Origin of the sequence: Streptomyces sp. NBC_01176 (assembly GCF_045039825.1) — a bacterium.
In the GTDB taxonomy this organism is placed as follows: Bacteria; Actinomycetota; Actinomycetes; order Streptomycetales; family Streptomycetaceae; genus Streptomyces.
In genome coordinates, this window is record NZ_CP108600.1 from 3278670 (window position 1) to 3291905 (window position 13236).

At 70.4% G+C, this 13236-nt stretch carries 18 protein-coding genes; 16 read left to right on the forward strand and 2 right to left on the reverse strand.

All coding sequences use genetic code 11. The features are described 5' to 3' along the window. Positions 1-19 precede the first annotated feature (19 nt). The gene (locus OG199_RS13835) at positions 20-751 is read right to left on the reverse strand and encodes an XRE family transcriptional regulator (protein WP_356271212.1); all 732 of its coding nucleotides are present in this window, start codon (positions 749-751) and stop codon (positions 20-22) included. Positions 752-906: 155 nt separating this feature from the next. Here OG199_RS13835 and OG199_RS13840 point away from each other — a divergent pair, with 155 nt between their 5' ends. From OG199_RS13840 to OG199_RS13900, 13 genes are all read left to right on the forward strand, one after another. Then, positions 907-1257 carry a hypothetical protein gene (locus OG199_RS13840; RefSeq protein WP_405829721.1) on the forward strand — a complete coding sequence of 117 codons (351 nt, stop codon included), beginning with the start codon at positions 907-909 and terminating at the stop codon, positions 1255-1257. A gap of 2 nt (positions 1258-1259) precedes the next feature. Next, entirely contained in the window at positions 1260-2615 is a 1356-nt protein-coding gene (locus tag OG199_RS13845; protein WP_405829723.1) for an FtsK/SpoIIIE domain-containing protein, read from the forward strand. A gap of 84 nt (positions 2616-2699) precedes the next feature. Continuing rightward, complete coding sequence (locus tag OG199_RS13850) at positions 2700-2903, forward strand: hypothetical protein (protein WP_168528173.1); 204 nt, start codon at positions 2700-2702, stop codon at positions 2901-2903. Beyond that, positions 2903-3577, forward strand: a complete 675-nt coding sequence (locus OG199_RS13855) for a DUF2637 domain-containing protein (protein ID WP_405834539.1) — start codon at positions 2903-2905, stop codon at positions 3575-3577. Before OG199_RS13850 ends, OG199_RS13855 begins: the two co-directional genes overlap by 1 nt. 19 nt (positions 3578-3596) lie before the next feature. Next, entirely contained in the window at positions 3597-3788 is a 192-nt protein-coding gene (locus OG199_RS13860) for a mobile element transfer protein (RefSeq protein WP_069764280.1), read from the forward strand. 10 nt (positions 3789-3798) lie between these two features. Beyond that, positions 3799-3954, forward strand: a complete 156-nt coding sequence (locus OG199_RS13865) for a hypothetical protein (RefSeq protein ID WP_153290809.1) — start codon at positions 3799-3801, stop codon at positions 3952-3954. 24 nt (positions 3955-3978) lie between these two features. Next, positions 3979-4305 (forward strand): SpdD-like protein, encoded by a 327-nt coding sequence (locus OG199_RS13870; RefSeq protein ID WP_405829726.1) that lies wholly within the window; start codon positions 3979-3981, stop codon positions 4303-4305. A 92-nt stretch (positions 4306-4397) separates the two neighbouring features. Then, complete coding sequence (locus OG199_RS13875; RefSeq protein ID WP_405829727.1) at positions 4398-4958, forward strand: GGDEF domain-containing protein; 561 nt, start codon at positions 4398-4400, stop codon at positions 4956-4958. A 90-nt stretch (positions 4959-5048) separates the two neighbouring features. Next, positions 5049-5237 carry a hypothetical protein gene (locus OG199_RS13880; protein ID WP_402179955.1) on the forward strand — a complete coding sequence of 63 codons (189 nt, stop codon included), beginning with the start codon at positions 5049-5051 and terminating at the stop codon, positions 5235-5237. A 5-nt stretch (positions 5238-5242) separates the two neighbouring features. Beyond that, a complete protein-coding gene (locus tag OG199_RS13885; RefSeq protein ID WP_405829729.1) occupies positions 5243-6754 on the forward strand; it encodes a DNA cytosine methyltransferase in 1512 nt (503 codons plus the stop codon). A gap of 2 nt (positions 6755-6756) precedes the next feature. Continuing rightward, the gene (gene repSA / locus OG199_RS13890) at positions 6757-8130 is read left to right on the forward strand and encodes a replication initiator protein RepSA (RefSeq protein ID WP_405834541.1); all 1374 of its coding nucleotides are present in this window, start codon (positions 6757-6759) and stop codon (positions 8128-8130) included. 1 nt (position 8131) lies between these two features. Continuing rightward, complete coding sequence (locus tag OG199_RS13895; protein ID WP_358748886.1) at positions 8132-8329, forward strand: helix-turn-helix domain-containing protein; 198 nt, start codon at positions 8132-8134, stop codon at positions 8327-8329. Further along, the gene (locus OG199_RS13900; RefSeq protein WP_405829731.1) at positions 8329-9567 is read left to right on the forward strand and encodes a tyrosine-type recombinase/integrase; all 1239 of its coding nucleotides are present in this window, start codon (positions 8329-8331) and stop codon (positions 9565-9567) included. Before OG199_RS13895 ends, OG199_RS13900 begins: the two co-directional genes overlap by 1 nt. A gap of 412 nt (positions 9568-9979) precedes the next feature. Here OG199_RS13900 and OG199_RS13905 read toward each other — a convergent pair whose 3' ends face one another. After that, positions 9980-10864, reverse strand: coding sequence for a hypothetical protein (locus OG199_RS13905; RefSeq protein WP_405829733.1), 885 nt, complete (start codon positions 10862-10864; stop codon positions 9980-9982). Positions 10865-11160: 296 nt separating this feature from the next. Between OG199_RS13905 and OG199_RS13910 the strand changes: the two genes are divergently transcribed. The 3 genes from OG199_RS13910 (at position 11161) to OG199_RS13920 (ending at position 13167) form a co-directional block, all read left to right on the forward strand. Next, positions 11161-11442, forward strand: coding sequence for a hypothetical protein (locus OG199_RS13910; protein ID WP_356802016.1), 282 nt, complete (start codon positions 11161-11163; stop codon positions 11440-11442). Between the two features lie 268 nt (positions 11443-11710). Beyond that, complete coding sequence (locus OG199_RS13915) at positions 11711-12190, forward strand: PaaI family thioesterase (RefSeq protein ID WP_405829734.1); 480 nt, start codon at positions 11711-11713, stop codon at positions 12188-12190. Beyond that, the gene (locus tag OG199_RS13920) at positions 12187-13167 is read left to right on the forward strand and encodes an MBL fold metallo-hydrolase (RefSeq protein WP_405829736.1); all 981 of its coding nucleotides are present in this window, start codon (positions 12187-12189) and stop codon (positions 13165-13167) included. The genes OG199_RS13915 and OG199_RS13920 overlap by 4 nt, the downstream gene beginning before the upstream one ends. Positions 13168-13236 lie beyond the last annotated feature (69 nt).

Genomic DNA, 13236 nt, shown 5'->3' on the forward strand with positions numbered 1-13236 from the left:
CGACCGAGCGGCATCCGGGCTAGGAGGGCCGACCCCGCTCCCACGCGTAGTCGAAGCTCCGCATGTAGTGCCGGAAGGTGCGAGCACCGGGGATGTAGCGGAAGTGCAGGATCGGGTTCTGTCCTGCGGGAGCTCCGAGGACATGTGGGTTCACCAACACGTCGTCGTCGAAGCGGTAGATCGAGTTGTACAGGATCGTGTCGTGGAGCCTGATCTCGACACCCGGCGTCTTGGCTGCCGGTTCGAGGTAGCGACGGGTTATCCGAGCGCGGGCGGCCAGATCGTCTCCGATGCCTTCCTCCTCGCCTCGCTGGCGGATCATCTGCGACTCCGGGTCGCCCAGGAGGACGCGTACCTGAGTGCCGGCCGTTGCCTTCTCGGCAAGCTGGTCGGGTAGGTCGGGGTGGCTGTCAAAGAGGAAAAGCCCTGCGTAGACGAGGATTTCAACCTGATCCGTAGCCCCGTCGATCAGTGACGACCACAACGAAGTCGGAACGGCGCCGCGGTGCGGGTAGTACGTAACCAGCTCCGACGTACTCGCGGTCTCGGCCTGCTTCTCCACTGTCGGCCAGAGATAGACCTCATCTACGCCCAGGAAGGTTGCGGCCTTCCATCGGTGGCCCCGGTGCGGCGTGCGGTTCGTGGTGATCCACCGCTCGACACTCTTCGGGTCTACTCCGACGTGATCGGCAGTGGACTGGATGGTCTCGCCCTTCGCCGAGATGGCCGCACGCAGACGCTCGTTCGCCATGAGGTGTCCTCCCCGTAGGACGTAGGGACGTTTTGACGGTACCTCAGACGTCCCCAAACGTCCATGCGGACCGTGATGCGTCCATGGCCTCTCGCGGTCTCCTGATCTCACCGGCAAATGCCGGTCAACATCCTTCCGATGCAGGAGAACAGACGATGCGTCAGATTCCCGTCGACACCACGAACGCGACCGTGATGGTCGCCAAGGCCCCGCAGCCGAAGGTCAAGGACCGCCGGACCGGTGAGATCGCCCTCGACAAGGACGGCGTCACGCTGATGACGGTGGAGGTCATGTTCTCCACGCCGGACGAGGTGGAGATCCTCAAGCTCACCGTTCCGCAGCCGGGCGTCTCCGAGGACCTGGCCATGGGCACCCCCGTCGCGCTGACGGGCCTGGTCGCCTCGGCGTGGGAGAACGAGTTCAACGGCCAGAAGCGGCACGGGATCGCGTTCCGTGCGGTCGCCGTCACCTCGCTCGCCGCCGGCTCGACGTCGAAGGCTGCCTGATCATGACCGCGTTAACGGTCGCGCTGGTGCTGGTCGTCGCTGCCGCGCTGGTCCTGCGGTGGCGGCGCCCCGCCTGGTACTGGCTGGCCTTCGGTGCCGCCTTCGCCGCGGTACGGGTCCTCTTCCAGTACACCTCCGTGATGGACGCCTGCGGGCTCACGGTTCCGCCGTCGCGCTGGCGCCTGGCCATGGCCCGTCTCGCCAACCGGCCCGTCCCCGAATCCCGCGCCCCGCGCATCCTGCGCCTCCGGCCGACCCGGACCGGCCTGGTGCTGCGCCTCAAGCTCCGTCCCGGGCAGGACGCCTTCGACGTCTCCGCCTCCTGCGACCGGCTGCGCCACTCGTTCGCCATGTACGGCGTCACCTCCCGTGAACTGCGCTCGGGTGTCGTCGAGGTCCGGATGACCGGCTACGACGTCCTCAAGCGGGTCCAGATGCCCGCGAAAACCGATCCGGCTCCGATGCGGGTACCGGTCGCCCTGCGCGAGGACGGAGCCGTGCACTACCGCGACTACCGGACGGTCCCGCACGGGCTGACCCTCGGCGCTACGGAGTCCGGGAAGTCCGTCTACCAGCGCAACCTAGTGGCCGGCCTCGCCCCGATGGACGTCGCGCTGGTCGGGATCGACTGCAAGCAGGGCGTGGAACTCTTCCCGCTGGCCCGCAGGTTCTCCGCGCTCGCCGACAACCCCGACACCGCCCTCGACCTCCTCGAAGCCCTCGTCTCCCACATGGCGGACGTCTACCAGGTGATCCGGACCCAGCAGCGGATCACGGTCAACGTGCCCGATGCGGAGATCGCCGCCGACATCTGGGACCTCCCCGACCACCTGCGCCCGGTGCCGATCGTGGTCCTGGTCGACGAGGTTGCCGAACTCGCCCTCTTCGCCACGAAGGACGAGGAGAAGCGCCGGGACCGCATCATCACCGCCCTGGTCCACCTCGCCCAGCTCGGCCGCGCTGCCGGGATCTATCTGGAGATCTGCGGGCAGCGCTTCGGCTCCGAACTCGGCAAGGGCATCACCATGCTCCGGGCCCAGCTCACCGGCCGCACCGCCCACCGCGTCAACGACGAATCCTCCGCCAACATGGCCTTCGGCGACATCGCCCCGGACGCCGTCCTCGCCGCGATCCAGATCCCCACCGAGACCCCCGGCATCGCCGTGACCGGCGACTCCTCGGGCGGCTGGGCCCGTATCCGCGCCCCGCACACCACGCTCCGTGCGGCCGTGAACCTCTGCAACAAGCACGCCGGCCGCACCCCCGACCTGCCCGCCCTCGCGCCGTTCCGGCCCGTCGTCGGCACCCCGGCACCGGCATCCGAGCCGCTGGCCAAGGCCGCTCCCGCGACCGTCTGACCCCTCCCGCTCCACGGCTGGCGCGACCGTCTCGCGCCGGGTCCCTACCCCCCTCCATGCCTCAAAGAAGGGAGATCGACTCCCATGTGTGAGCACATCGAGGACTTTCACCGCACCGTGCTGATGCTCGGCGCCCTGGCCCTCTACGCGGACACGCCCGGCGCCGACGACCTGTTCATCGACACCATCGGCCCGTCGCTCGCGGCGTCGCTTCCTGAGCCCCCGCCGGGCATGTTCCCGCCCGGCTACGACCCCACCGACGGCCCCGAATACCCCGGCGGCTCGTGATGGCCCGCCCCGCGTTCCGTGTGGACGCCGTCCTCGTCCAGGCCGTCATCGCCGGAGCCCTCTCCTTCGCCCACCTCCACGAACTCGCCGACGCCGCCGGACAGACCGGCTGGAAGGGCTGGGCCTACCCCATCTCCGTCGACCTGCTCCTCGTCGCTGCATGGCGACGGCTCCGCGCGGACGGACCGTCCCGGCTGGCCTGGTGCTGGTTCCTGATCGCCCTGGTCGCCTCGCTCGGCGCCAACGTCGCCACCGCCGGGTTCCTCGACCTCGCCCACCCGCCGGCCTGGCTGCGCTTCGGCATCGCCGGATGGCCCGCCCTCGCCTTCCTCGGCGGCACCCTCCTCGCCCACTCCCACACCGCCAACGACCCGGAGCCAAATCCGCCGGCCCCCGCCGCCCCAGATCCGGCGCCGGAAGTCGAGCGGGAATCCGCCCTCGAACCGCAGCCCGAACCCGCACCGCTTCCCGCAGCCGAGGTCACCCCCGCTCTCACCCCCGCCACTCCTGCTCCGGCCGGTCCGCCGGTCCCGGCCGCGTTGGTCGGGCACGCCCGCAAGCTCGCCGCCGACCACCACACCCGCACCGGATCCCCGATCGACACCGACACCCTGCGCGCACGCCTCGGCGTCCCTCCGCAGCTGGCTGACGCCATCGCTGCCCAACTCGTCTGACCCGAAGGGAGAACCCGTCATGCCTGCCCGTGACCACTTCCACTCCGTGATGCGGATCGGCCCCGTGCAGATCGGCACCCACCGCGACCGCCACGGCCACACCAAACACGCCGCCGTGTGCACCAACGACCGCTGCGGCTGGTCCGCCGACTACTCCAGCCAGTCCGCCGCCCAGCTCGCCGCCCGCACCCACCGCTGCACCGCCCGCTGAGGAGACACCCGTGCAGGTCCCGCTCTGGTTCGCCCTGATCGTCGTCGGCTGGCTCGGCGTCAAGCTCATCCGCCCGCCCTGGTGGCTCGTCGCCGTCCTCCTCCTCGGCGGCTACCTCCTCGCCGACAGCCTGCTCGCCCCCGCCATCGACACCGCCGTCAAGTAACCACCCAAGAAGGGAAACCCCGCCATGCTCCGCCCCAAGGTCCCGGCCATGCCCCTGCCCACCGGCCTCGTGACGCCGCCCGCGGTCGTCGAGCCGACCGTCGTCATCCAGCAGACCCCGCAGGACCCGGCTCCCGCTCCGTTCATCTCTGCGGCTCCGGTCCCGGCGCGGCCGGCCGTGCAGCTCACCCCCGGCGCCGTCATCACCCTCGTCGGCAGCGGCACCGCCGTGGTCCTGGTTGTCGGCGCCGTCCTGGTCTCGATGCTCCTCGCGGTCGCCATCACCGGCGCTTCCGTCGCCATCTGCGCCCTGGTCATCCGCTCGCTCATCAACGCGCAGACACGCCGCTGAAAAGCACGCCTTCCGGCAGTGCACAAGCCGCCAAGCACCGCCACTGACCGGACGGCCCCGCGCAACTCCAGCCGCAGCAGAGGAGATCCCCCGTGGACACGCATGTGCTCGCCTTAGCCCTGCCCCTGATTGGCTGGGCCGCCCACTCCGGGCTGCTGACCCAACGCCTGGCTGCCGCCCGTCGCGACCCTCTGACAGGTCTGCACACCCGCGCCGGATGGACCGCCCGTGCTCAGCGCACCATCCGCCGGCACCGCGACGCCCTGGTCCTGCTGATCGACCTGGACGACTTCAAGTCCCTCAACGACACCCACGGCCACGCCGCCGGTGACGCAGCCCTCGTCGTAGCAGCGTCCCGCCTCGCCGACTGGTGCGGACGTCACGGTGTCGCGGGCCGCCTCGGCGGAGACGAGTTCGTCGCCGTCGCTACCCACCGGCTCGGCGAGTCTGGCATGGGTGAGCTGATCCGTGACCTGAACCGCCCGTTCACTCATCACGGCCAGACCCTGCCCTTGGCCGCGTCGGTCGGCATCTGCCACCTGGCCGATCTGCCCCACCGCGCCCTGCCGGAAGCCCTCACCGCCGCTGATGCCGCCATGTACGCGGCCAAGGGACACCCCGGCCGTCGCGGACCCCGCCCCACCTCTCGCTGACCGGCCTCCGGGCGGCACACAAGCCGCCAAGCATCGCCGCCGCCCGGACGGTCCGGCCCCTTCCAACCGCAATCGAAAGGAACCCCCAGCATGACGCACCGCACCCGCCCGCCGTCCCGCATCTGCCCGAACTGCGACGGCTTCGCCTCCGCCGCCATCACCCTCGGCGGCCGCGACCGGAACGGCCACCTGCGGACCATCACCGCCCACTGCTCCGCCTGCCACGGCACCGGGTCGCTCACCATCCGCCGTTCCGCTCTCTCTCCGGTCGGGCGGTGATGGTCATGCGTCGCACTGCCACTTCCCGGCCGACGTCCATCCACCTGTTCTGTGGTGCCGGTGGCGACTCGGACGGGTTCCGGCGCGCCGGCTTCGACGTCGTCCTCGGCGCGAACCACTGGTCCCGCGCGGTCGAGACCCACGCCGCCAACTTCCCCGAGGCCGAACACCTCTGCGTCGACCTCGACCACTACGACATGCGGCGCCTGCCCAAGGCCCGCGTCCTGGTCGGCTCCCCGATCTGCACCGAGGGCAGCCCCGCCGACGGCGTCAGCCGCCCCAAGGCACCGCTCTCCGCCGGGCAACTGGACCTCTTCGAGGAAGGCCCCATGCAGGCGGCCGCGTGGGAACGCACCCGCGCGACGGCTTACGACATCCTGCGCGCCGCCGAAGTCCACAACTTCGACGCCGTCATCTGCGAGAACGTCCCCCGCTTCGCCACCGCGTGGCCCCTGTTCGCCTGGTGGCTGCACGGCATGGAGATCCTCGGCTTCCGCCACCAGATCATCTCCGTCACCGCCGCCCACGTCGGGACCCTCGACAACCCGCACGCCCCGCAGTGGCGTGACCGGATCTTCATCGTCTTCACCCGCACCGGCATGCGCGCCCCGAACCTGCGACTGCGTCCGCCCGCCTGGTGCACGGGCTGCGAGAGCGACGTGGAAGCGGTGCAGTCCTGGCGCAACGGCCGCACGATCGGCAAGTACCGGCAGCAGTACGACTACCGCTGCCCCAGCACCCGCTGCCGCCACCAGATCGTCGAACCCTACGTACGCCCCGCCGCCTCCGCGATCAACTGGGACGACCCCGGCATCCGGATCGGCGACCGTGCCGCCCACGGCAGGGGCCCCCTCGCCGACTCCACCCTCCGCAAGATCCGCCTCGGCCTCACCAAGCACCGGGTGCCGTCCGTGGTCACCGTCAACCACGCCGACCAGGGCGACGGCCGCGCGTTCCCCGCGCTCGCCGCACCCCTGCCCACCCGCACGGTCCGCATCGGCGACGGCATCGCCACACCCCCGCTGCTCGTCCCGGCCGGCGGGAGCTGGAACACCACCGCGTCCCCGGTCACCGCGCCCATGCGGACCCGCACCACCCGTGACAGCGAAGCCCTCCTCGTGCCCGCCGCGTTCATCACCGAGCACCGCGGGGGCGGCTCGACCACCCGCGCCATCGGTGACCCGCTCGCCTCCATCACCGCCGGCGGCAACCACCACGGACTCGTCATCCCCTACCGCAAGGGCAGCCCTACAACGACCAGCGCCCCGCTCCACACCATCGCCACCCGCGAATCCGCCGCCCTCGTCCTCGGCGCCAACAACCGTGTCCCCGACCCGGTCGAGGTGGAGGACTGCTACTTCCGGATGCTCTCCCCGCGTGAGCACCTGCGCGCCCAGCGCTTCACCGACGACTACACCGTCCTCGGCCACGGCGGCGAGCAGACCAAACAGGCCGGGAACGCCGTGCCCGCCAACGTCGCCCAGTGGATCGCCTCCGCCCTGCTGGAGGTCCTGTGACCCTGGACCTCCTGACCGACCCCGTCACCCTCGGCGACCTGCTGAGGGTGGCCTCGGCCGACGACTTCGACCGCTGGCACGAGCAGATCCGCCGCACCGGCGGCTGCGCCGACCCCATCCACCTCACCGGCTGGACCCTCAGCAAGGACAAGACCACCGGCGAGACCCTCCACCACTACTCGACCGAATCCGAGCCCGGCGGACGACTGCGGGTCGCGTGCGGCAACCGCCGGGCCTCCCGCTGCCCCTCCTGCGCCTGGACGTACGCGGGCGACACCTACCACCTGATCCGCGCTGGCCTCGCCGGAGACGACCGCCGCGACATCCCCTCCACCGTCCGCGATCACCCCAGGGTCTTCGCCACGCTCACCGCCCCGTCCTTCGGCCCCGTCCACAACCGTCCCGAGCGAGGCATCTGCCGCTGCGGCACCCGCCACCCCGCCGCCGACCCCACCCTCGGCACGGCAATCGACCCAGCCACCTACGACTACGCGGGCGCCGTCCTCTTCAACAACCACGCGGGCGAACTCTGGCAGCGCTTCACCAACCGGCTACGCCGCGAACTCGCTGCCCGCGCCGGCCTGTCGCAGCGGGAGCTGAAGGAGTCGGCCCGGCTCTCCTACGGCAAGGTCGCCGAGTTCCAAAAGCGCGGCGCCCTGCACTTCCACGCCGTGATCCGCCTCGACGGACCGGACGGCCCCGACACCCCGCCCCCGTCCTGGGCAACGGCCGACCTCCTCACCGACGCGATCCACGCCGCCGCCGCGCACTCCTACACCTCGGTCTCCGCCCCGGCCGCCGACGTCCAGCCGGCGCGCACCTTCCGGTGGGGAACCCAGCTCGACGTCCGCCCCGTGAAGGCCTTCGGAGACGGCTCCGACATCACCGAACAGGCCGTGGCCTCCTACGTCGCGAAGTACGCCACCAAAGCCGCCGAGAACACCGGCACCCTCGACCGGCGCGTCGGCGAACTCGCCGAACTCGACCGCCACCAGATCCCCGACCACACCCGCCGCCTCATCGAAGCCTGCAAGCATCTCGACCCGCTCTACCCCGAACGGCGCCTGTGGGCGTGGGCTCACATGCTCGGCTTCCGCGGCCACTTCTCCTCAAAGTCCCGCCGCTACTCCACCACCCTCGGCGAACTCCGCCAAGCCCGCGCCGACTTCCGCGCCGTACAGGAACGCGAAGCCCTCGGCCTCGAGGAGCGCGAGCCGGACACCGTCCTCGTCCTGGCCGACTGGCAGTACGCCGGCCACGGCCACACCCCCGGCGAATCCGCCCTCGCCGCCACCATCGCCCGCGACCTCCAACACAACCGCGAAACAGCACGCGAAGCACTACGCGACCAGTCCGCCGATGAAAGGGGCTGGTGACATGGCTTCCGAGTTGCCGCGCCGCTTCCTCACCCCTGACGACCTGGTGAACATGTTCGAGTTGCCCAGCGTCGAGACGGTCTACCAGTGGCGCCGCAAGCACACCGGCCCCCGCGGCTTCCGTGTCGGCCGGCACCTGCGCTTCGACCCGAACGACGTACGGGCCTGGGTGGACTCCCAGATTGAGGAGGCTGCCTGATGGCCGGGCACATCCAGGACCGCTGGTACAAGACCGAATCGGGTCCGGACGGCAAGCCTGTAAAGGTCAAGACCGACCGCTACGGCGGCGGCCTTCGCTACCGGGCCCGATACGTCGGTCCCGACGGCACCGAGAAAAGCCGGTCCTTCCCCGACCGCCAGAAGCGCAAGGCTGAAGAGTGGCTGGCCGAGACGGCGGCCGACATGTCTCGTGGTCAGTACGTCGACCCCAAGGCCGCCCGCATGACCTTCCAGCAGTACGCGGAGCGCTGGATCACGGGCCAGACGACCGACCTGAACACGCGCATCGGAGTGGAAACCCGGCTTCGGCTGCACGCCTTCCCTCGCATGGGGGCGCGTCCGCTCGGGTCCTTCCGGCCGGCCCACATCCGCGAGTTCGTGCGCGACCTGGAGGTCGACTCGACGATAGGCGGCAGCTACGCCCGCAACATCTACGCCAACGTCCGCGCGGTCCTGTCGGCCGCCGTGGATGACGGCCACCTCGCCCGGAATCCGTGCTCGGCCGCATCCGTCCGCCCGCCGGCCGTCTCGACTGCCCGGGTCGTGCCGTGGATCCCTTCCCAAGTGACTGCGGTCCGCGACGCTCTGCCCGAGCGGTACCAGGCCATGGTCTCCGTCGGCAGTGGCTGCGGTCTGCGTCAGGGCGAGATCATCGGTCTGTCGGAGGACGCCGTACAGCTCGACGGCGACACGCTGCGGGTCACCACTCAGGTCAAGCTGATCCGAGGCGTCGCGGTCTTCGCTCCGCCCAAGGGCAACAAGGAACGGGACGTACCGCTGCCGACCCTGGTGGCCTCTGCCCTACGGCAGCACATGAAGAATCACCCGCCCGTGGGCATCAAGCTTCCGTGGGGCAGGCCGGACGGCCCGCTCACCGAGCGGCGTCTGATCTTCACGAACACGGTCGGCGGCATCGTCTGGCGCAGCAACTTCAACTTCCACGAGTGGAAGCGCGCCCTCGCTGCGGCCGGCCTCATCCCGACGCCGGACCCCGGGAAGCCGTACGCCTCCGCCCGGCAGCACGGGATGCACGCCCTTCGTCACTTCTACGCCTCGGTCCTCCTGGACGCGGGCGAGAGCATCAAGGCCGTGAGCGAGTACCTCGGCCATGCCGATCCGGCGATGACGCTGCGGGTGTACGCCCACCTGATGCCCAGCAGCCGTGAGCGAGCTCGCCGGGCCCTGGACGACGTCTTCGGCACGGCCCAGGAGCCCTGACGGCCCAGAGACGGCCCACCGGGCACAAGACGGCCCCCTACTGGCGACAAAACCGCTGGTAGGGGGCTTCTTCATGCCCGTGGGAGATCAGTTCTCCGGGTGCAGGCATAACCCTTCCAGTGTCGCAGATCAACTCCTGGGGCCCGGGCCGGAGCGGGGTGGGGACGGTCACCTCTGAGCGGCCTGTCAGCGTCGGTCGGCCTCGAGCGGCCCAGGGACGGTCCAGGGACCCCACCGCGGCACTCGGTCGGACCCGCCTGGCGATGTCGGTGCCGGCGCCGGTGCCGGTGGCTGCGGTGCGACGACCATCGAACGGAGCGGTGATTACAGAGGCGTCTTCCGTGACGTCGGTACGGAAGCATGCGGCGAGACGGGCTCTGAGCCGCGCAATCCGGCCTCCGTGGCCTACAGCTCAGCAGTCGTAACGGTGGGTCGTGGGCCAGGTGGGGCAGGTGCGGCAGACGAAGACATAGATGCCCCCACAGTCCCCCATGATCATTTCATGGCCGTCATGCTGTGGTTCCGAGTCGGTTTCCCAGCCGCCGCCGGGACGGGTGCGCTCCTCGACCGGGAGCCAGCGCCCATACGATTCACTCGCCGAGATCGTCAGCAAGTGTTCCATCCGGGAACCGCAGGCGCAGTGCGGCCAGTTCGGGGGCTGTGCCCAGCCGGGGTATCCGCCGATCTTGCTCTGCTGGGTGGTGAAGGCGTCGTAGTAGGAGATGCCGCAGGACTCCTCCATCTCCTCGCTCCACCTGGCCACGCGCTCGCACAACTCCGCGGGCATGTCCTGGTTGGGGTACTCCACGGTCTCGGTGGGGTGTATCACGCAGGGCAGTGGGACGTACTCGTCGTCGAACTCGTAAGGCCGTGGCGCCTCATCGAGCAGGGGCCGATCCGCCAGGTCGGCGACGGATCGCCAGCGCAGCACCGGCACCGGCGAGTGCTGGTCGTGCTCGGAGTGGATCAGCGGGCACCAGAGCACCTGGAGCACGTCGGTGCCGGCCGGGAACACCAGTGCCGGAACGTCGCGAGCGATGAGCTGCAGCACGGGCACCATGGAGACGGGGGCCGGACCGACCACCGCACAACCGCGGGCAGGGTTGTAGTGGTCGGGAGCCGTACACGTCGGCCAGGACTCCTCCGCGGGCCAAAGGAGCGGCCCACCCAGCGAGCTCTCATCCCGTACGGGGCTGCCGGCGCGCGGGTACAGCAGAGTGGTGGCCCGCGCGTACGGCACGAGTTCTGGAAATACGTCGGCGATGTCGAACGGGGCCGGCGGAACAGTAAGGTTCATGATCCCCCCCCAGCCCGCGCATCGTAACGTGACCCGAGTCAGGCTGGTGGGCCGGTGGGCCGGTGAAACGGTCACCGAACGCTGGTGCCGGTCGGCTGGGGTCATGCCGGTTGCGGTACTTCACTGCTGGACCGCACCGTTCGGAAGATCGCGTATGCGGATCGCGGCGACCTGCGACGTACCCCACCGGGGCCGGAGCGTGGTCGGTGGTGATGTACCCGTGAGTCGCCGTCACACCCCGCTGGAACGGGCACGCAACGGACACGAGGCGCCGATAGCATCAGCGAGTGATCAACATGCAGGTACGCGGCGACGCGGGGGACATCGTGGCCCGTGCCCGGGCCGGGGTGGAATGGACGGACGCCTTCGCCGGCCTCAACCCGGCCGCCTTCCCGATGCTGTCGGCCTTGATCCCTTACGGGGACGCGATGTTCAACCATCGGCAGGTTCCGTTGCTGCTCGCCGAACTCGACCGGCTTCCGGACACCTGTGGCGGGGCCTGGGTCGAACAGGCCAGAGAGTTGTGTCAGGTCGTCCTGACCGGACCGCACCGCTATCTCTGGTTCCTCGGCGACTGAAGCAGCCTTGAAAGCCGTCGTGGCAGCGATGCTCACGCCCGTCGTCGGCGACCGGAACACGCCCACGAAGACGCCTGCGATGATCATGATCGCCAAGCCCGTGTGGGCGATGGGCGGTTCCGCACGAAGCGGATTCCGCATCGACGCGGCCCTCGGCGGCACGAGCCGTGACTCGTGTCTCCGGTGCCATGATGATCGTCATCGGCGGGTTCCTGCTCGTGGAACGTCTGGTCGGCTGACCACCCGCCGCGCCTCTGCGCACACTCCGATGTCTGCCGAAGGAGAGCACGTGGAAGACCCGACCCCACAGGACCAGGCGAGCCCCGAGGTGCAAAAGCGCGTCCAGGACAGCTTCGACCGCCAGGGGCTGATGGCCCACCTCGGTGCGCGGATAACCGGCATCGCCCCGGGCCGCGTCCAGATCACGCTTCCCGCCCGCCCCGAAGTGACCCAGCAGCACGGCTACTTCCACGCCGGAGCGACCAGCGCCGTCGCGGACAGCGCCGGCGGCTACGCCGCCTACACGCTGTTCCCGGAGAACGCCGACGTCCTCACCGTCGAGTACAAGATCAACCTCCTCGCACCCGCCACCGGCGACCGCATCGAGGCCGTCGGGACCGTCCTGAAGTCCGGCCGGACTCTGAGCGTGTGCCGGCTGGAGGTGTTCGGGGTCCAGAGCGACGGCGCCCGGAAGCTCGTCGCCAACGGGCAGCAGACACTCATCCGCGTGAACCGGCCGGAGCGGTGAGCCGCCCGTCCGCGCCCTCGCTGCCGTCCTGGGTGACCTGGCGGCAACGGCCGTTCCCCGACGCGAACCTGCTGCTGCTCCAAGGCCGGCAACCGGCTCTGGTCGACAGCGGATTCGTCGGCCACGCGGAGGAAACGGCCTCCTGGGCACGCGCGCACGGCGGCGCCGTGGGCCTGGTCGTGAACACGCACTGGCACTCCGATCACGTCGGCGGCAACGCAATCCTTCAGGCGGGTGGCGCGGGCATCGCGGCCGGAGCTCCGGAGGCGGAGGCGATCTCGCGTCGCGACCCCGGCTGCTGCACCGCGGAGTACCTCGACCAGCCGGTCGCGCCCTACACGGTCGATATGCCGCTCGACGGCGGGGAAGTCCTGCGACTCGGTGACGCCGACTGGGAGGTCATCCGCACTCCCGGGCACACACCGGGGCACCTGGCCCTGTGGCAGCCGGAGGAGCGACTGCTCGTCGTCGGGGACGCGCTGTCGGACTACGACGTCGGCTGGGTCAACCTCGCCCTCGACGGACCGGGCGCTGCCACGGCGGCGCTCGACTCCCTCCACCGGATGGCCGGTCTCGCCCCGCGGGTGATCCTCCCGTCGCACGGCCCGATCCCCGCCGACCCGACGGCCGCTTTCAGCACCGCCCTCCGTCGCGCTCAGCGCCTCGTCGACGATCCCGCCGGCGCGCTCTGGTACGGCGCCCGGCGCATCTTCGCTTTCGCCCTGATGATCCGCGACGGAATCCCGGTCGACGAGGTGGAGCCCTACCTCCATGCACGAGCCTGGCTGACCGACGCCGCACGCCTGCTGGACCTCACCCCAGAGGTACTCGCCGCCGAGCTCGTCACGTCGATGCTCGGCAGCGGTGCCGTCGTACGGCGCGCGGGGCGCCTCCACGCAGCCGCGGACCACACGCCGGTCGCGGCCCGGTCGCTTCGCGTGCCGTACCCGCGTGCGTGGCCGCCGGCGCGGCGCTGAGGAGGCAGCGCTGAGGAGCACGTGAAATCCACTTCGGTCGGCCGTGCCGAGCTCTCGTGTTCGACCAGG